Annotated in this window: 18 protein-coding genes; 4 read left to right on the top strand and 14 right to left on the bottom strand. The window is 69.8% G+C overall.

Translation table 11 applies throughout. The annotated features are described in order from the left end of the window. The first annotated feature begins 69 nt into the window (after positions 1-69). From QHF85_RS28845 to QHF85_RS28860, 4 genes are all read left to right on the top strand, one after another. Complete coding sequence (locus QHF85_RS28845; RefSeq protein ID WP_281330564.1) at positions 70-1,821, top strand: carbamoyltransferase C-terminal domain-containing protein; 1,752 nt, start codon at positions 70-72, stop codon at positions 1,819-1,821. Between the two features lie 44 nt (positions 1,822-1,865). Next, positions 1,866-2,450 (top strand): Uma2 family endonuclease, encoded by a 585-nt coding sequence (locus QHF85_RS28850; protein ID WP_281330565.1) that lies wholly within the window; start codon positions 1,866-1,868, stop codon positions 2,448-2,450. Positions 2,451-2,460: 10 nt separating this feature from the next. Beyond that, the gene (locus QHF85_RS28855) at positions 2,461-3,009 is read left to right on the top strand and encodes a hypothetical protein (protein ID WP_281330566.1); all 549 of its coding nucleotides are present in this window, start codon (positions 2,461-2,463) and stop codon (positions 3,007-3,009) included. A 74-nt stretch (positions 3,010-3,083) separates the two neighbouring features. Next, positions 3,084-3,716, top strand: coding sequence for a hypothetical protein (locus tag QHF85_RS28860; RefSeq protein ID WP_281330567.1), 633 nt, complete (start codon positions 3,084-3,086; stop codon positions 3,714-3,716). A gap of 11 nt (positions 3,717-3,727) precedes the next feature. Here QHF85_RS28860 and QHF85_RS28865 read toward each other — a convergent pair whose 3' ends face one another. Genes QHF85_RS28865 through QHF85_RS28930 form a run of 14 tightly spaced genes read right to left on the bottom strand, consistent with a single transcriptional unit; the run spans position 3,728 to position 17,230 of the window. After that, entirely contained in the window at positions 3,728-5,938 is a 2,211-nt protein-coding gene (locus QHF85_RS28865) for a metallophosphoesterase (protein WP_281330568.1), read from the bottom strand. Further along, positions 5,935-7,203, bottom strand: coding sequence for an AAA family ATPase (locus QHF85_RS28870; protein ID WP_281330569.1), 1,269 nt, complete (start codon positions 7,201-7,203; stop codon positions 5,935-5,937). The genes QHF85_RS28865 and QHF85_RS28870 overlap by 4 nt, the downstream gene beginning before the upstream one ends. Before the next feature lie 58 nt (positions 7,204-7,261). Continuing rightward, positions 7,262-8,143, bottom strand: a complete 882-nt coding sequence (locus QHF85_RS28875; protein ID WP_281330570.1) for a class I SAM-dependent methyltransferase — start codon at positions 8,141-8,143, stop codon at positions 7,262-7,264. Between the two features lie 49 nt (positions 8,144-8,192). Then, positions 8,193-8,771, bottom strand: coding sequence for a glycosyltransferase (locus QHF85_RS28880; protein ID WP_281330571.1), 579 nt, complete (start codon positions 8,769-8,771; stop codon positions 8,193-8,195). Then, positions 8,768-9,214: a hypothetical protein gene (locus QHF85_RS28885; protein ID WP_281330572.1), complete on the bottom strand. Its 447-nt coding sequence runs from the start codon at positions 9,212-9,214 to the stop codon at positions 8,768-8,770. Before QHF85_RS28885 ends, QHF85_RS28880 begins: the two co-directional genes overlap by 4 nt. Continuing rightward, on the bottom strand, positions 9,211-10,362 hold the full coding sequence (locus QHF85_RS28890; RefSeq protein ID WP_281330573.1) for a glycosyltransferase: 1,152 nt from the start codon (positions 10,360-10,362) through the stop codon (positions 9,211-9,213). The genes QHF85_RS28885 and QHF85_RS28890 overlap by 4 nt, the downstream gene beginning before the upstream one ends. Before the next feature lie 9 nt (positions 10,363-10,371). Next, positions 10,372-11,352: a glycosyltransferase gene (locus QHF85_RS28895; RefSeq protein WP_281330574.1), complete on the bottom strand. Its 981-nt coding sequence runs from the start codon at positions 11,350-11,352 to the stop codon at positions 10,372-10,374. Positions 11,353-11,358: 6 nt separating this feature from the next. Beyond that, positions 11,359-12,108 carry a class I SAM-dependent methyltransferase gene (locus tag QHF85_RS28900; RefSeq protein WP_281330575.1) on the bottom strand — a complete coding sequence of 250 codons (750 nt, stop codon included), beginning with the start codon at positions 12,106-12,108 and terminating at the stop codon, positions 11,359-11,361. Positions 12,109-12,150: 42 nt separating this feature from the next. Further along, entirely contained in the window at positions 12,151-12,885 is a 735-nt protein-coding gene (locus QHF85_RS28905; RefSeq protein WP_281330576.1) for a hypothetical protein, read from the bottom strand. Positions 12,886-12,918: 33 nt separating this feature from the next. Beyond that, entirely contained in the window at positions 12,919-14,130 is a 1,212-nt protein-coding gene (locus QHF85_RS28910) for a DUF4157 domain-containing protein (protein ID WP_281330577.1), read from the bottom strand. Continuing rightward, entirely contained in the window at positions 14,127-15,308 is a 1,182-nt protein-coding gene (locus tag QHF85_RS28915; protein WP_281330578.1) for a hypothetical protein, read from the bottom strand. The genes QHF85_RS28910 and QHF85_RS28915 overlap by 4 nt, the downstream gene beginning before the upstream one ends. After that, the gene (locus QHF85_RS28920; protein WP_281330579.1) at positions 15,305-15,895 is read right to left on the bottom strand and encodes a 4Fe-4S single cluster domain-containing protein; all 591 of its coding nucleotides are present in this window, start codon (positions 15,893-15,895) and stop codon (positions 15,305-15,307) included. Before QHF85_RS28920 ends, QHF85_RS28915 begins: the two co-directional genes overlap by 4 nt. After that, positions 15,892-16,833, bottom strand: a complete 942-nt coding sequence (locus QHF85_RS28925) for a hypothetical protein (RefSeq protein WP_281330580.1) — start codon at positions 16,831-16,833, stop codon at positions 15,892-15,894. Before QHF85_RS28925 ends, QHF85_RS28920 begins: the two co-directional genes overlap by 4 nt. A gap of 4 nt (positions 16,834-16,837) precedes the next feature. Then, complete coding sequence (locus tag QHF85_RS28930) at positions 16,838-17,230, bottom strand: hypothetical protein (RefSeq protein WP_281330581.1); 393 nt, start codon at positions 17,228-17,230, stop codon at positions 16,838-16,840. Positions 17,231-17,323: the final 93 nt, after the last annotated feature.

Raw genomic sequence — 17,323 nt, forward strand, 5'->3', positions numbered from 1 at the left:
GGCTTGACGCTGCCCGCTTTCGATCGTTACCTTTCGCCTCCGCGCGACCTGGGCGCAACGGAGAAATGAATGTCGCGTCTCGTCTTGGGCATCAATTCGGCGCACGGGGATGCATCGGCGGCGCTGATCGGTGAGGGGGGCATCCTCGCGGCGATCGCCGAGGAGCGGATCAACCGGAAAAAGCACTGTGCAGGTTTTCCGCGCCTCGCCGTGGCCGAGGTCCTGCGCCTCGCGGGGGCGACGGCGCAGGACCTCACGGACATCGCGGTGGCGCGTGATCCGCGGGCGAACGTGGCGGCGAAGGTCGCGTTCATCGCGTCGAGGCCGTTCACGGGCGTGCCGAGCGCGGTGAAGCGGCTCGCGGTGCACCGCGAGGTCGCGACGAGCGGCGGGCTCGTGGCCGAGGCGCTCGGCGTCCCGGAGGCCTCGATCCGCGCGAAATTCCACCGGGTCGAGCATCACCTCGCGCACGCGGCGAGCGCGTTCTACTGGTCGCCGTTCGACCGCGCAACGGCGATCACCTGCGACGGCGCCGGCGATTTCGCGACGAGCCTCGTCGGCCTTTGCGAGGGCAATCGCATCCAGATCTTGCGAAAGAACCTCTGGCCGCACTCGCTCGGCGTGTTTTACACGGCCGTCTGCCAGTTCCTCGGCTTCGACAAGTTCGGCGAGGAATACAAGGTGATGGGTCTGTCGGCGTACGGCGTCAATCGATTCGCCCGGGAGATGCGTCGCCTCGTGCGCTGGGATCCGGAGCAGGGCCTCCGGCTCGATTTGACGTTTTTCAGGCACCACAAGTCGAGCGAGGGGATGGAGACCGTGGACGGCGCGGAGATCCAGATCCCGCGGCTCTGGTCGGACGCGATGGCCACGCTCTTCGGCCCTGCGCGCCGGCGCGAGGAGCCGATCACGGATCGGGATCGGGACGTCGCGGCGTCGCTGCAAACGCGGTTTGAAGAGGTGTATCTCGCGCTCGTGGGGGACGCGGTCGAGCGGACGGGCGTGCGCAGCGTGGCGATGGCGGGCGGGTCGGTGCTGAATTCGGTCGGCAATGGTCGAATGATCACCGAGGGCTGGGTCGACCGGGCTTATTTCCAGCCCGCGGCCTCGGACGACGGCACGGCCGTGGGCGCGGCGCTCTGGGTGAAGCACGGCGTGCACGGCGAGGCGCGGACGCCCGAGGTGAAGCATGCGTACTGGGGGACGAGCTTCCAGGACCACGAAATCGAGGCGGCGCTCGTGCATTCGGGCCTCCCGTTCCGCAAGCTCGGCCGGGACGAATTGCTCGCGGCGGCGGCGCAAGCGCTCTCCGAGGGCAAGATCGTCGGCTGGTTCCAGGGCCGCGAGGAATGGGGCCCGCGGGCGCTCGGCAACCGCAGCATCCTCTGCCATCCGGGCTGGCCGGGGATGAAGGCCACGCTGAACGCGCGCATCAAAAACCGCGAGCCATTCCGCCCGTTCGCGCCCGTCGTGCGCCTCGAGAAGCTGAGCACCTGTTTCCGCGGGGATCACGAGGTGCCGTTCATGATCATCGTCTACAAGGTCCGCCCGGAATGGAAGGACAAACTCTCGGCGATCACGCACGAGGACGGCACGGGCCGCGTGCAGACGGTGCGGCGGGCCGAGAACGAGCTTTATTACGACCTGCTCGGGGTCTTCGAGGAGAAGACGGGGGTCCCGGTGCTGCTCAACACGTCGTTCAACGAAAACGAGCCGATCGTGCACACGCCGGACCAGGCGATCGATTGTTATCGGCGCACGAGGATGGATGCGCTGGGGATCGGGTCGTTCTGGCTGGAAAAACCGGGCGGCGAGAGCTGACGGCGTTGCGGCGGGCGCGCTAGGTTGTCGGTGGAGGTTCGGTCATGGCGGAGCCGGCGGGGAAGCTCAAGGTCACGTTCGCAAAGTACCTCGCCCTCGAAGAGGCGAGCGAGACGAAGCACGAGTACCTGGACGGACAGATCTACGACACGGCCGGGGGGACGCCTGACCACGGACTCCTCGCGGGGAACGTGCTCCGAGCGCTCGGCAACCAGCTCGAGGGCCGTCCCTGCCGGGTACATCCTGCGGACGTTCGCATCCGGATCCAAGCGACTGGCCTATCGACCTACCCCGACGTCAGCGTCATCTGCGGCAAGCTCCAGGTGGATGCCGAGGACAAAAACGGCATCGTCAATCCCATCGTGCTCGTGGAGGTGCTCTCGAAGAGCACCGAGGCCTACGACCGTGGCCAGAAATTCGCGCACTATCGGCGAATTCCCTCCCTTCGCGAATACGTTCTCGTCTCGTACCAGACCAAGCTCATCGAGGTCTACCGTCGAGCCGATGAAGGCGCCTGGATTCTGCATGAGGCGGCGAGCGGCTCGATCGACCTCGTGTCGATTGGCTGCTCGCTGTCCGTGGACGCGGTGTACCGCGGAGCCTTCGAGGAGCCCGAGCTCGCCTCCTGATCCCACGTCCATGCCCCCGCACCTCCGCGCCGCCTTCGTCCGCGTCCCCGGCCAGCGCGACCGCATCTACGTCCACCGGAGCGACGGCACCGAGGTCTCCTGGGTCTTTCCGACCTACGGCGACGAGCTCCCGCACGACCTCGTGCACCTGGTCGTCGAGGCGGCGTTTGGCCTGAAAAAGGGGTTTTGGGGGCGGGTCGACGCGGGCGTGGATCCGGCGCGCATCAACGACGAAGCCAATCGCAAGGGCGGCGCAAACAAGTACGCGGGCTTCGGGGACGACCTCGCCGAGCTTTTGCTCGCCGAGGCGCTCGCGGGCGCCCGATGGTCCTCTGCGGAGGACGCCGACGCCGCGATCCTGGAGGTCATCGCCTCGAATTGCGCCCGCGCGGGCGTCGAGGCCGCCCCCGTGCTCGCGCCCGAGCGGGTGCGCGAGGCGCGACGCGTGCTCTCCCGTCTCCGCGAACAATGGCGCGCGTTTGCAGGAAAAGGGACGCTCACGCTCGTCTTCGACCCGCAGGATCCGGCGCGGGGCTTTGCAGCGCTCCTGGACGCGTGACGCGGCGCGAGATTGCGCCGCCCGTCCGCTTCGTGGTACCTTGCGCTATCGCATTCACGCCAAGGAATGGCATCATGGCGAAATCGCTTGGTATTTGCTTGATGGTCGCGGCGCTCCTCACGGTGGCGTCGCTCGCGCGCGCGGAGGAGCCTTCGCCCTCGGCGCCGTCCGTGTCGTTCAGCTACGATCCCACGTTCCTCGCGGCCGGGCCGCGGATGTGCAGGCCCGGCGCGGAGGTTCGTTGCGCCTGCCAGGATGGCCGGCCGGGCACGCAGACCTGCGATTCGCGCGGCATCTTCTCGCTTTGCGCGTGCGCTTCGGTGACGATTGACCTCCCGCAGGTCCCCGTGGTCTCCGCGTCCCCCGTCGAGGTCGACCTGGAGAAGCTGCGGCGGCCGAAGAAAAAGAAGAAGCGCTCGTCCGGCGTGGGGCTCCTGATCGGCGGCGCCATCACGCTCGGGATGGGCACGGCGAGCCTCGCCTGGGGCATCGATCGCGTGCGGGACAAGGGAAAAGACCCGCTCGGCATCGTGCTCATCTCGACGGGCGGAACGGCCATGCTCGTGGGTTTGCCGCTCACGATCGTCGGCATCGTTTTCGTGGCGACGCGCTCTTCGAGCCCGGACAAACCCACGAGCGCGGCGCGGAAGGACGAGACCAAGGTCCGCTTCCAGCCGACGGCGGACGGATTCGCGCTTTCGTTCTGAGAGCGGCGTCCCTACCAGTACAGATGAAGCACGAAGACGTTCCGGCCTGACGGCGTCTTCGTAGGCTCGATGCGTGGCACCGCGTCGCCCTCGCCCGTGTACACTTCCACGAGCGCGCCGTGCTCGGCATGCGCGCTCTCCAGATGGAGATCGAGTCGCTCGCGTCTCTTCTCCGAAAGCTCGTTGTGCGCCCAATCCCCTAGTTTCGATACCAGATGCACGCCGATGACGGACCGAATCGCCGGCGCATCATGCGGAGCGCCAATCACGATGAGCGGTCGCCCGGCGTCCGGGAGCAAGCGTTCCACCGAGACAGGCCCATCCACGATGTGACTCAGCGCCGTGGCGATGAGCTGCACGAGCATCTCGTCGCGGGCGGCGTCCTTCGCCACCTTGCCGCGAACCTTGCGGTGGATGAACTCCGCCACCCGCCCGAGCGCTTTCTCCAAGAATTGCGGGTCCGACCGCGGAATCCGTGTCGGTCCTCCTGCTTCGAGCTCGTCCGCGGCCGTCTTGCTCAGCGCCGTGCTCATGCGCCGCTCGTCCACCACGTTCGCGAGCAATGCCGGATCGTCCACCTTCGCCGCCGCGGCCCGCGCGACCTTTTTCGCGACCTCTTTCGACATCCGGCTGCTCGGCGCCTCGATGCCGAGCACCTTCGCGACCTGCCTTTGCACGGCCTCCGGCGCGGCTTCCACCGCCTCTTCCGTCGCCCGGGCCAGATGCCTCCGCAATACGCTCGGCGTTCGCTTCTTCTCGGGCACACTGAACGTGTGCGTGTATCCGTCCTTCGCGTCGTCCGGAAACACCTTGGTATCGAGCACCCAGGGATCCGCGCCCGAAGCATACGTGTACGGCGTGATTCGCACCTTGCCCGAGCGCGGGAAGAGCTCGCCGAGCAGGCAGCCGTTCGGCCACGGGCTGCCCTGGTAGGCCGACGGCGCCGCGAGCTCGACGAACCCGCCGCGCTGCGAGGCAATGCCCCGGCTCTTCGGCTGATGCATGTGGCCGCGCAGGACGAGGTCGAAGACCCGCTCGAAGCGGTGCTCGATGATGTCGCGCTCGAGCTCGTGCAGCTCCTCGAACGGGTGGTGCATGAGCGCGATGGCGGCCCGCGCGCCCTCGTCGGCGATGCGGTCGCCGGCGCGATCGACGTTCGGCTCGCCGAGCCACAGCTTTCCGTGATCGTCGTCGCCTTGCGCGAAAAACGACGAATTGAACGACGCCACCGCGATCCGCGCGCTGCGCACCGTCACGACCTCGACCGTATTCGCGCCGACACCGAGGCCGAGCGCGCGGTCCTCACCGAGCAGCGGCGCGAGGCCCGCGCGATACGCTTCGAGCTTCTGCGCGTGGAATCGCCGGGCGTGCTCGTCCTCGAAGAAGGCAATCGCCTCCTCGTCCTTGTCGAGCGTGCGCCGGAGCCACCGGCCCACGTCGCGGTCGACGTCGTGGTTGCCGGGGACGACGAAGAAATGCGCGGGCGGGACGCCCGTCACGTCGAGGATGTGCCGGAAGAGATCGACCACGAGCTCGAACTCTTCGGGTTTGCCGCTGTGGGCGAGGTCGCCCGTGACGAAGACGAGGTCGAGCGGGAAACGCGCGCGGTCCTGCGCGAGGAAATCGACGAGGCCGCGGAGCACGCGGTCTTGATCGTATCGCTTCACCCGCTGCGGCCTCAAATGGAGGTCCGAGAGGTGGAGGAATCGAATCGGCGCCTCCTCCGAGGGGACGCCGGGCGCGCGCGCGGGCAGGACGCCGAGCTTGCGCGCGATCGCGGCGAGCTCCGCGGGCGCGGGCAGCTCGTACGCCCGCGCGGCCCACGTGAAGAAATCGGGCGCCTTTTGCCGGAGGATTCGCTCCGTCTCGCGGGAGACGACGAGCAGCACCGGGCCCGAGAGCCGCCGCAAGAACTCGCGCTCGGCGTTCAGGAGGCCCGCGAATGCGCCGCCGCTGAACGGGCCCCACGGCGCCGCGGAGAGCACGTACGCGCCTCCCGCGCGCTCGTGCGTGAGCTCGACCCAGCGCGCCGGACCCGTGTCGACGTCACACGCGCCGAGGTCCTCCACGCGCATCGACGCTGTCTGCAAAATGCCCACGAGCAGCCCGCGCGCCTCGTCGAGCGTCGCGTCGGATTCGGCCACCACGACGAGCAGCGACGGCGATCCCTGCGCGAGCGAGAGCCGCGCCGAGATCTCCTCGATGCGCGCCTCCGGCGTCATCCGGCCCAGTTCTCCATTTGCCGGAGGAGCTGCTCCACGGGGTCGGGCAGCGAATACCAGGCGATGCCATTGCGGTATTCGATCACCCAGAGCCCGTAGAGGAGCTGCTTCGTCACGTCGCCCTGTCCTTCGAGGCGAAACTCGCGCCGCACCTTCTCCAGCACCGGCAAGAAGCGTGGATCGTAGGCGCGGCGGAACGACTCGCGCTGGTCGGCGATGGCGGCGGCCACGTCCTGCTCCTCGATGAACGTGCCGCGGCGGACGTGCGCCTTCACCACGCTCGATTGCAAGAGCCGCGCGAGCTCGCGGATGTTCCCGCCCGAGCCCACGATCGCGCGCTCGACGGCCTCGGGCATCACGATCCGCGGATCGATCGGCTCGACGCGCGCCTCGACGATGCGGCGCATGATGCTCACGCCCTGCTCGGAGCGCCTGCGCGTGTTCGTGTGGGGGTTCAGATCGTAGAGACGAACCGCGGGGAGGACCGCGCTGCCCGCGTTGTTGTACCTCTCGGAGAGGACGTTGAACGTCGGCTCGTAGATCAGCGAGATCGGGATCGTCAAAATCGCCGCGCCCGGCGCCTCGACCATCGGCTTCTTCTCATCGCCGAGGAACGCGTCGCGCGCCTGCACGGGCGGGAGTTTGTCGAGGCCATCGAGCAGCACGACGGGCCGGTGCTCTTCGAGATCGTCAAGCAGGCCGGCGAGCATGTCGATCGGCTCGAAGCCCGATTCCTTGATTTGCCGCCGCAGCTCGTCGCGCAAGAGCTTGCTCTCGCGTACCGTGGAGAGCAGCCGGCGGAGCGCTGCGCCGAGGGCGTCGAGGTCGGGCGCGACGGGCGAGCCCAGCAGGCGCTCGAGGGCGCTGCGCAGCATCTCGGTCGTCTTCTCCGAGAGGCTGATTCCCGCTTGTTTCACCTCCGCGACGATCTCGGCTTTGGCCGCGAGGTACATCTCCAGCGAGCCGAGGTCCTGCACGGCCGTCTGTGCTTCGAGGTCGACGAACGCGACGAGCCGCCCCTCGCGCCGCAGCCTGTGGGCGATGCTGAGCAAGAGCGTGGTCTTGCCGCATCCGGGCTGGCCTGCGAGCAGGAGCTTCGCGTTGTCGTTCAGGTCGAGCGCGGCTTCGAGCTCGGCGCGATAGTGCTCGTGCGCTTCCGGGACGTACGACGAGCCGGGTCCGTCGTCGGCGTCGAGGTACGGCCGGTAAATCGGGTCGAAGACCCGGGTCAGCGCGCGGAATTTCGCTCGAGGATCGGGGCTCATGCCGGCACCTCCGATGAAACTAGCGGCCTCGCGGCCGGGGGGCAAGCGGGCGGCACGGTCAGCCCCGCGGCTTCTGCGCGACGAGGAGCTGGATGTCCCCGATCTGCGTGACCACGCTCTGCCGCCGTCGCTCCCACGCGCCCGGGTCGAAATGGCGCAGCGTGCGCCCGAGGACGACGCCGACCAGCACGTTTCGCAGGCGCCGCGCCACATACCTCGGCGCCGAGCGCTCGAACGAGGGCGTCGAATACACGACGTCGAGGCCCGCGGCCCAGACGAGGCGCGAGAGCGAGCCATACGAGAACACGTGAATATGCTCGGGCGGGCAGAACCAGTGCGAGCGCGCCGCGACGAGGCGCTCCGAGGCATCGCCGCAGAGGGGCGTATCGCAAAAGAAAAATCCGCCTGGCTTGAGGACGCGGCGCACCTCGCGCATCGCGGCGTGCGGGTCGCGGACGTGCTCGATCACGGCCCAGGACGTGACGGCGTCGAAGCTCGCGTCCTCGAACGGCAGCCCGCCCTCGGCGTCGAGGTTGCCCGGAAAAACCTTGACGCCGGGCGGGTATTCTTTTCGTACGGAGTAATCGCAGCCGACGGCGTCGAAGCCGGCTTCGAGGGCCTGCGAGAGGAACCCGCCTTCCCCGCAGCCGACGTCGAGCAGCTTGCCGGAGGGCGCATGACGGCGCACGAGCGCGAGCTTCGCGGCGTGTCGTTTCGGCATCTCGCGGGCGAACCGCTCGGCGCCCATGCCGGCCGTGTAGCCCTCGGAAAAACCGGCGTAATGCGTCGCCAGCTCTTCCACCGTGGGCAGAACGTTCGATTGCACGGTGCCGCAGGTGGCGCAGCGGAAACAGGCGATCTCCTCGAAGGACTCCTCCGGCGCTCCACGCGCCCCGCAGATCCGGCACGCGGAACGCGCGTTTTCGCGGGTCATGCTCATCGCGCCGCCGAACGTAGCGGGAGCGCGGCGCCGGGGCAAGCGCGCGGTCTCATCGGACGCGCAAGCGATCGAGGGAAGGGCCCAGCGCGGCGAGCGCGCCCATGGCGAGTTTTCCGAAGAGCGGCGGGCGCGCGCGGGCAGGACCCTCGGCGATCGCGCGCGCCACGGGCAAGAGCCGCGCAGGATCCTCGTCCCGCGGAGCGCCGCGCCGCGCCTCGCCCCGCGCATACCGCAGGAGCGCCGCACGAAGGGATTCGGCGTCCTCCGCGACCTCGATACGCCCCTCCTGCCCGAGGACCGTGACGATCTCGAGCTGGTGGTCATTGACGATTTCGCCGAACCCGGCGCGGCGCGCGGCGACGATCGGGCGATGGCCGCGGCGAAGCGCATCGGCGAGCGTTCCGACGCCCGCGTGGCAGACGACCACGTCGGCCTGATCCATTTCGCGCTCGAATTCCGCGCGGGAGAGGTGCTCGCGTGGCGTGAGCGCCCGCGGACGAACCTCGCTCGGGCCGTGCTGGCAGAGGCCATCGGCGGGCACGGCGAGCGCGGACGTGGCCTCGTCGACCCAGCGGAGCAGCCGGTCGAAGGGGACGAGCGCATTGCCGACGGTGACGAAGATCCTCATCCGAAATGAATGCTCGCCTTCTCGGCCCGCGGGAAGAACCGCGCGAGCGTGTCCCATTGATAGAAGAAATGGTGCGCGAGCGGCGCCATCAGCCGGCCCGTGAGCGTGGGGCGGACGATCGCCGCGGCCGTCTCGACGAACACGACCCGTGCCCGCGTTCCGATCCGCGCCACGAGCGCGACCGGGACCGCCGGGCCCGCGCCGGCCGAGAGCACGATGTCGGGATCCTCGTGGCGCAGGATCCGCGCGGCTTCGAAGAAGTTCAAGAGCACGCGCGCGTCCCGCTCGGCGTGCGCGATGCGGTAGACCCGGGCGAACGGGAAATCCGGCAATGCGGCCTCGTCGTTCAGGACGAGCACGACCTCGTGGCCCGCAAGGACCGGGGCGAGCTGCATGATCTCGGTCAGGTGACCGCCGACCGAGGAGACGACGAGGATCTTCAACGCCGCCTCGCCTCGGCGACGATCGCCTCGTAATGCCCGAGCATCTGCCTCGCAATGGCGTCCCAGCCGAATCCGGCGGCCACGGCGCGCCCCGCTTCTCCCATGCGCCGGGCGCGCGCGGGGTCTTCGAGGATCGCGAGCAGCGCCTCGGCGATCCGCTCGGGCGTGTTCTCGACCCAGGCGCCCGCGCCGCGCTCTTCCAGGATCTTCCAGGGACAAGCCTTGCTCACGACGACGGGCGTGCCCGCGGCGAGCGCCTCGGCCACGACGATCCCGAAATTCTCGCCGTGTGACGGCAGGACGAGAACCGTGGCCGACGCGAGGAGCTTCTGTTTGTCCTTTCCATACACAGGCCCGAGAAACCGCATGCGCGGGCGAGGCGTGACGCGGGTGAGGAGCGCCTCGACGCGCGCTTGTTCGCCGTCCTCGTCCGGCCCGGCGACGAGCGTCTCCACCTCGGGCATGGCGGCGGCGACGCGGGCGAGGGCAGGGACGAGCACGTCGAACCCCTTCACCGGGTGAATACGGCCCAGAAAAACGATCCGCGCCTTCTCGCGAGGCACGTCGGGGAGCGCGTCGGGCAAATCGACGCCGTTTGGTACGACAAACGTGCGCGCGCCGGGGACGTGGCGGAGGATCTGGCTTGCCTCCTCGTCGCTCGTCGCGTGCACGCCCGCGGCGGAGAGGACGTTCTTTCGCTCGACGAGCTCGAAATAGGGAGCCTTTTTCCAGCGCTTCGAGCCGATGGCCCACGGCATGAGCGTGCCCTGCGGCGAGAGGACGGCGGGCACACGTGCGCGCCGCGCGAGGGCCATGGCCGCGGCCGACGAAAACGAGAACAGGGCCGTGACGTGCACCAGATCCCAGCGCGGGATTTCCCGAGCGATGTGGAGCGCGAGCGGCGCGGAGACGGCAAAACGCGTGCGAGGCCTGCGCGGGAAATAGCGGACGGGCACGCCCTCGGCGAGCGTCTTTTCCGCGTGGGGCACGGGCAGATCCCCCGCGCCGTCGGCGTCCGTCGTGACGACCTCGACCGTCACGCCGAGGCCGAGGAGGCGCTGGCAAAGACGGAGCACGCCTTCGATCGGTCCGCCATACCGCGTCGCGGGCCAGAAGCTCGGAATGACGTGGAGGACGCGGAGGGACATGGCCATTCGTCAGGCGAGATCCGCGAGGATGGTTTCGAGCCTGTGTCGATACGTGTGCTCGGCGAGGGCGCGGCGCGCGCCGGCCTCGCGGATGGCGAGCATGTCGGCCGGGAAGCGGCGCGCGTGTTCGAGGTGGCCCGCGAGCTCCTCGTATGTCTCGAAGGTGAGCACTTCTTTCCCCGGATCGAAGCACTGGAGCAGCGTCGGCCGGAACTCCACGAGCTGGAGCCCGCCGGCGCCCGCGATCTCGAACGCGCGGCAATTCAGCGAGTTGCCCTCCGCCAGCGCGAACGTGTTGAGGCAGGCCATCCCCGCGCCGAACACGCGGCTCTTCTCCTCGCGGACGACGTATTTCCCGGAAAAACTCGTCCGGATCTCCTTCGCCGACCAGGGCGGCGGCATGGTGCCGTAGAGCTCGAGCCGCGCGCCGTCGCGGAGCAGGCGCATCAAAACGGCCTGGCGAAACGCATAATAGTTTCCAGCGACGACCACGGCGTCGCTCGTCTGCTTCGCGAGCGGCCGATGCCAGCGCGGGTTCATCGCCTCGTGCAGGAGCGCGCACGTCTGGCCCGCGAGCCGTAGCTTTTTCACGGCGTCCGGGTCCTTGACGTACACCTTGTCCCAGTAGGGATTCACGAGCCCGAACCTGCGGCTGTTCGCCGGCGCGTCGCCCCACCAGAGAATGCGCCGCCCCGGCACGAGCCGGCCGAGCGCGTCGAGGATCTCCGGGTGCACGTCCCACGTGAGCGCGAGCAAGACGTCCGGCCGGCGATTCTCGACGAGGCGGAGGAGCTTTCGATCCTGCGGCAATGGCGCGTCTCCGAAGACCCGCTCTTCCACCATGCGGAGCGCGCGGCGAGGGACCGACCAGTACGCGGCGTGATCGACTTCTTCGGCGCCCAGGACCTCGTGGCCCATCTCCACGAGCGTCTCGGCGACGTTGTCGGCGAAGCCGTCCGCGAATCGAGGCCCGAGGACGAGGACACGCATGGCGCCTCAGGCTCCCTTTCGCAGCCGGAAGAGCATGTCCGACGAATAAATCCCGTCGCGCGTCGCTCCATTTTCCACGAGAAACCACGCCGCGATCGCGCCGCGCATCGCCCGCCACGCGACATACCGGATCGCGCTCTTCACGCCGTGCGGCACCGGGCCGCATTCGCGGAACTCCACGCGGTCGCCCCAGCCTGTCATCGCGGCGAGCTGCGTGATGCTGTTCGGCGTGAATGCGATCTGGTGCGTGATGTCCCAGTATCGCGCCGCCGCGCCGAACGGAGAGACGGCGTTCGGCACCATGCCCACGAGCGCGCCGCCGGGGCGCAGCACGCGGCGCGCCTCGCGGAAAAAGTCGACGAGCCGATCCTTGGGCAGATGCTCGACGATGTTGAAGGCGGTGAGGAAGCCGTAGGAGCCCTCGCGCTCGGCCGCGAGGTGATCGATCACGTCGCCGACGACGAGCTCACCGCGCACGAACTTGCGGGCCTCGTCGAGCTCCTCGACGCAGAGATCGACGCCGCGCGTACGGGCGAAGCCGCGTTGTTCGAGCGCGTAGATGAGCTCGCCGCAGCCGCAGGCGAGGTCGAGGCACAGCGTCGTGCGATCCTCGGGCAGCCATGGGCCGAGGCGGCGCAAGAGGCCCGCGGCGCTCGTTCGGTAGTGCTCGGCGGTCGGGCGGTGGCCACGCGAGGCCGTCGTCTCGTAGTAGCGTTTGGTGATGTCTTCGAGCGACGCCATGTGCGGAGTGCGCATGGTGAAGAAGCCGGAGCGCCGAGGCAAGGGCGCGAACGCGGTTTATCCCGCGCTCGACATGTCGCGGTACTGCGCGACCGTGAAGCGCGCCCAGGCGCCGCGCGCGTCGCGCAGGTGCACCGCCACGGGCTCGAGGGCGCCCCACGCGCGCGGATGCAGCTTGCACTGCATCGAACGCGAGCCGCGGCGATCGACCGCGAAATCGGGCGGCGTGTCGCCTTCGGCCGGCTCGGCCGGGGCCGCGGTCTTCGCCTGCGGTGCGTCACGACCGCCCTGCAAGGCGCGCGTCGTTCGCAGCTCGAGCACCGCCGCCGGCCCGCCCGAGCCCGCGCGTCCGGCATCGAGCGCGGTCGACGTGGGAAACACCGAGCCCGTCCGCCCGGTCACGGCTCCGATCCCCGACCGCAGAATCACGTTGATCCCGGCGTAACTCGTCGCGTGATACAGCGCCGAGCCGGACGCCAGCGTGAGCGCGCCGGTCTTCCCAGGAGCCGCCTGGCGTTGCGCGGCCCCGTTTGTCCGGGCCACCGTGGCCGGATGCGGCGCCCGCTCCTTGCGCGCGCCGGCATTCGCGGCCGATTTCTTCTGCACCGTGGCCGGGTGCGGCGGCCGCTCCTTGCGCGCGCCGGCATTCGCGGCCGATTTCTTCTGCACCGTGGCCGGGTGCGGCGGCCGGCTCGGCCGTTTTCCGGGCTGCGCCGTCGTCGCCGTTTTCCGCTGCACCGTCGCCGGATGCGGCGCTCGTTGCTTTTTCCCCTCGCCCTCGCCGTTCGCCATCGCCGCCTCCTCCGCGTCGTCCGCAGGAAAACTCTACCGCAGCTTCTCGTACACGTCGCGTGGCCCGCGCACCGATCCGCTCACCGGCGTCTTCACGTCGGCGGCCCTGAGCACGTCGAGCGCGAACGCCGAGCATTGCTTCGATTGCAGGTTGAATCGGTGCCGCCCTGCCTGATACTCGGCCACCTTCGCCATCGCCGCCTGCGCCTGCGCCGCGTCGATGGGGTACTCCTTGAGCCGCACCCCGGGTTTTTCAAAGGCCGCCTTGTCGTCATGCACCACGCCGGGGACGCCCGACATGAGCTTGCCGATGTCGCGGTGGGGATCGTAGGAGCCGTAATTCTGCGGCGAAAAACCAAAGGCGTGCCGCTCTCCAGTCGGCTCTTCGAGCGCGACGAAGCTATGGCCCGCGAGCGGCTCCGGGAGGCTCTGATTCTCGTGCATGTACGTCCCGAAAATGAGCCGATATCCAGCGCCCTTCGCCTGCGCGGCCCGCATCTGCAGCGGAGCGACGTTTTGCGCCGGCGGCCCGAGCGCCGGAAATGGGCGCGCGCCCGACGCCATCTTCGGTTGCCCCGTGGCGACGGCCCTTCCCATGCGATCCGCCTCTGCTTCCAGCTCGAAATCCTGCACCACCGCGATTCCGTCGCCCAGCGGGTTCGCCACCCGCCCCTCGCGCTGCTGCACCACGTGCGTCAGCTCGTGCCCGAGGAGCTCCTGGCCCCGCGAGGTGTGTGGCTCGTAAAACCCGGGCGCGAAATGGATGTCGGCGCCCAGCGTGAACGCGATCGCCCCGATCGACGCCGCCTCGCCGCCGACGTGGACCCGCACGTCGGAGAAATCCGCCTCGAAAAAGTTCTCCATTTTGCGCAGCACCGAGGGCGGAAGCGGCTGTCCCTCCCGCGCCCGCTTGTTTTCGAGGAAACCCGCGGGCGGCTCGAAGGCGTGCACGCCCGAGGGCTGCGCCGCGCTGAATGCAGACGGTTCGTCCGCGCCGCGCCTTTGCAGCGGGGCGCCGCGTGTCGTCGCGGCGTGCGGCGGACGCCCGGCGAGCTCGGGGACCGCGCTCTTTCGTTGCGCCACCGTGGCCGGGTGCGGGGGCAGGGACGTCGTGCTGCGCTGAATGGCCTTGGCCGGGTGCGGCGGCCTCGCCGCGTGGGGCCGGAAGAAGGCCTGCGCCAGCATCGACGCCGGGATACGATTGGCGGGATAACACGCCTGGATGACGCCTTGTTTCGGGCTCATGGCGATCGCGTCCGGGCCGCGCGAGGGCCCGGCCCATGTGGAGGGCCCTCCGGGGCCAGATGAGATTGAGCGTACCACCGCACGCGGCGAATCAGCAAAGGCGCTGCATGTTCGGTGCGGCTCCCCCAGGTCACCGTGCTCGCGGCGAGCAGGAGGACGACGAGCGCGGGCACCACGACGAGGGCCGGACGGAAGCGCCGCAAGAGCGCCCGCCGCGCCTCCACGCGCCGCGCCATTTCGGCTTTTCGCGCCTCCTCGCGCTGCGCGCGTGCGGCGGCGAGCGCCTCTTCCCCGAGCGTCCGGTCGACGAGATACACGAGCCCCGCCGCCGTGCTCCGATGCCCGATGGGATCCTCCACGTTCGCGGCCACCGAAAACCAGAGATCGTGCTCAGGCCATCGCGTTCGCATGAATTCCGCGATGTCCGTCGCCAGCGCCGACACATCCGCGTCCACCGCCGCCGCCTCCGCGCGCCGGGCCTCGATCTGCGCGGGCGCCGTGAAGGCCGCCCGATCGGCCGGCAGCATGCGACCATGACGCGCGAAGAGCCGATCCCGCGCCGCCGCGTCCTCGTCGTCCGTGCCCCCGAGCGCGACGAGATCGGCGAAATTGATCTGCACGGCCATGGGCACGTCGCGGGCGTCCATGCCCATGCGCCCCGCGAATTGCTCCACGAAGGCCATCACGGCGTCGATCCGCGCCCGCACCTCTTCCATTTGCGCGGCCGCGGGCTCGGCCGTCCCTTCGCCCGCCGGGAAGATGTCGCCATACGCAGGCACGAGCGAAGGGTGCACGTGCCCCGCGACCAAGCCTTTTCGACGCGGCGGCACGGGCGGAGCCACGCAAAGCACGATGCCTCCGATTCGACCGATCCGCGGCTCCAGCGCGTCCCGCAGCGCCCCGGCTTCGTCCCGCGCCGCGTCCACGATCGCACCAGGCACGTCGATCACCCGCACCGCGCGCTCGCCGATCTCCACGCGGTGCTCCGTCACCGCCGCCGTTGGTGCCGGGTTCGCCCCCGTCTCCACCCGCGGAGACCCGATTCCCTCGGCCGTCACCGGCGCCATGCGGGCATACTGGCTCCACCGCATCCGCGTCCGGGTTTTTCCGGACCGACGCCAGCCGAGCAGCAGGATCGCAGGCTCTCGCTCCCGGTCCGGCGCGGGGCTCCCGCTCATGCTCGCCCCTCGGCGGTCTTCGGCCCGAGGGCGCGGAGGGCAAACCCCGTCACGCGCGCCCGCTCGCCCTTGCCGATCCACTCCACCGCGGGCAAACCTTCGATGTCCTCGGGGCGAATCCGCCCCGTCAGGAAATGCAATCGCTGGTTCGACGAGCCCCGCAGGGGCAGCCGCGCCGCGAGATCGGCCTCGTACCGCCCGTCGATCAGAAGATCGACCTCGGCGAGCAGGGCCCGGGCGTGAGGTCGCACGTCGGATTCGATCTCGTCCCGGGTAAAACCCGAAAACACGACGACGTCCGCGCCCTCGGCCCGGAGCGCACGGCAGAGCGCCGCGAAGCCGAGGGCCTGTTCGAACGGCTCGCCGCCGCTCAAGGTCACGCCGCGCAGGCCTCGGAACGAGCGCACCCAGGACGCGGCCGCATGCACGGAGCACACGCGTCGCGGCGCCGGGGTCCAGGTCCCGGGGTTGTGACAACCTCGGCAGCGGAGCGTGCAGCCCTGCGCCCAGAGGACCGCGCGCGCGCCGGGCCCGTTCGCGCGGGACGGCGCGACGGCGTCTGCGAGGTTGAGCAAAAGGTCCGTCACGACGAACCTTGCCTCCCCGTCACGGCGACGTTTTGCAGGACAACCTCCGCGCCACCTGCGCCGTCGCCGCCCGCGGGCCACAAGGCGCGCCCGTCCTCGCCGTAGAGCTCGGCCTCGACGCCCTGCGCGCGCAGCGCCCCGAGCACGTCCGCATACCCTCCGTGGACGCACGCCGGGCCATCCCATTCCGCGGGCCCGCGCATTTCAATCGAATCGATGTCCGGGAGCGCGGCCCACGACACGAGGTGCTCCGCGATCCGCGCGAAGACCCCGTGATCGTCGGAGAGCTCGGCGACGAACGCCCCTTCGCGCGCGTCGAATCGAACCTCCGAGGCCCGGAGCCCCGCCGCGACGCCGCCCTCGCAGAGCGAAACGACCCGCGCCCGCGCCCGCGCCGCGAGGAGCGCGTCGAGCTCGGCGAGCAGGCTCGCGACATTCGCAGGGCCGTCTTGCGCCCTTCGTCCGGCCAAACCTTTCAGATCGGCCGCGAGCCCCGGGCGGAAGGCTTCGAGCTGCCGCTGCCACGCGGGCGTCTCCAGCACGGCGAGCGCGCACGCGAGCCCCTCCTGCTGGACCGCGAGCATCTCTTCCAGCGTGCGCGGCGAGACCCACGCGATGAGCGCGTCCACGGCCCCGATCCGCGCGGCGTCCGGCTTGCGCGTGAATTCGAGGAGCTGGCCTCGGGCCTGCTCGACCTCGCGATCGAGCCCGAGGCCGAGCGCCACGCACGCCGACAGCAATCCGAGCGTCCGCTCGGTGCGTCGGAGGCACGCTTCCACGGCGGCAGAGCGCGGCACGAGGGCCTGCGGGGAGGGCTTCGTCGCCTCCACCTTCGCCGCTTCCTCGCGCGCCTGTTTCCCGCGTTCGGCCGCGGCCCGCCGCAGGGCCTCCTCGTCCCGCTTGCTCGGCCGGATGCGTAGCGATTTCACCCCGCTCATGGCCCTATCTCCCTTGCCAATCGATCTGGGCCTCGATGCGCTTCAAGGCTCCGTCCTCGCCGCTATCGTCCGCGGGCGGGGAAGGGGGCGCCTCGGCGGGGCGGGGCAGGGGGCGAGGCCTCTTCGGGGGCGCGGGCGGGCGCAGGCACGTGTACTCGAAAATCGGCCCCTGCCCGAAGTGCAGATCGCGCCTGTGCGTGACGAGCCAGCCTTCGAGCTTGCGCAAAAGGCCCGCGCGATCCTCCGGGTCGAGCCGCGGCCCGGCGGTCTCGATCTCCCATTGCGTGAAGAGCGATTCGGCCAGCGCCGAGAAGCTCTGCCGGCGGTCCAGCGTGAGCTCGCAGAGCGCCGTCCGTCCTTCGTCGCGCGTGGTTCGAATACGAATGGTGACCAGCATCGGGGTCCGGGCGGGCCTATCCCTCCGGCGGGACGAGGGTACCAGGCGCCCCGAGGGCAGGGCCAAGAAGCTGGCGAACGCGCGGATTGCGCG

The organism is Polyangium sp. 6x1, from assembly GCF_029946515.1.
GTDB lineage: Bacteria > Myxococcota_A > Polyangia > Polyangiales > Polyangiaceae > Polyangium.

Excerpts from the sequence above, each read along its gene's own strand:
- QHF85_RS28845 (WP_281330564.1), top strand. The coding sequence starts at position 70 with ATGTCGCGTCTCGTCTTGGGCATCAATTCGGCGCACGGGGATGCATCG.
- QHF85_RS28850 (WP_281330565.1), top strand. The coding sequence starts at position 1,866 with ATGGCGGAGCCGGCGGGGAAGCTCAAGGTCACGTTCGCAAAGTACCTC.
- QHF85_RS28855 (WP_281330566.1), top strand. The coding sequence starts at position 2,461 with ATGCCCCCGCACCTCCGCGCCGCCTTCGTCCGCGTCCCCGGCCAGCGC.
- QHF85_RS28860 (WP_281330567.1), top strand. The coding sequence starts at position 3,084 with ATGGCGAAATCGCTTGGTATTTGCTTGATGGTCGCGGCGCTCCTCACG.
- QHF85_RS28865 (WP_281330568.1), bottom strand. The coding sequence starts at position 5,938 with ATGACGCCGGAGGCGCGCATCGAGGAGATCTCGGCGCGGCTCTCGCTC.
- QHF85_RS28870 (WP_281330569.1), bottom strand. The coding sequence starts at position 7,203 with ATGAGCCCCGATCCTCGAGCGAAATTCCGCGCGCTGACCCGGGTCTTC.
- QHF85_RS28875 (WP_281330570.1), bottom strand. The coding sequence starts at position 8,143 with ATGAGCATGACCCGCGAAAACGCGCGTTCCGCGTGCCGGATCTGCGGG.
- QHF85_RS28880 (WP_281330571.1), bottom strand. The coding sequence starts at position 8,771 with ATGAGGATCTTCGTCACCGTCGGCAATGCGCTCGTCCCCTTCGACCGG.
- QHF85_RS28890 (WP_281330573.1), bottom strand. The coding sequence starts at position 10,362 with ATGTCCCTCCGCGTCCTCCACGTCATTCCGAGCTTCTGGCCCGCGACG.
- QHF85_RS28895 (WP_281330574.1), bottom strand. The coding sequence starts at position 11,352 with ATGCGTGTCCTCGTCCTCGGGCCTCGATTCGCGGACGGCTTCGCCGAC.
- QHF85_RS28900 (WP_281330575.1), bottom strand. The coding sequence starts at position 12,108 with ATGCGCACTCCGCACATGGCGTCGCTCGAAGACATCACCAAACGCTAC.
- QHF85_RS28905 (WP_281330576.1), bottom strand. The coding sequence starts at position 12,885 with ATGGCGAACGGCGAGGGCGAGGGGAAAAAGCAACGAGCGCCGCATCCG.
- QHF85_RS28910 (WP_281330577.1), bottom strand. The coding sequence starts at position 14,130 with ATGAGCCCGAAACAAGGCGTCATCCAGGCGTGTTATCCCGCCAATCGT.
- QHF85_RS28915 (WP_281330578.1), bottom strand. The coding sequence starts at position 15,308 with ATGAGCGGGAGCCCCGCGCCGGACCGGGAGCGAGAGCCTGCGATCCTG.
- QHF85_RS28925 (WP_281330580.1), bottom strand. The coding sequence starts at position 16,833 with ATGAGCGGGGTGAAATCGCTACGCATCCGGCCGAGCAAGCGGGACGAG.
- QHF85_RS28930 (WP_281330581.1), bottom strand. The coding sequence starts at position 17,230 with ATGCTGGTCACCATTCGTATTCGAACCACGCGCGACGAAGGACGGACG.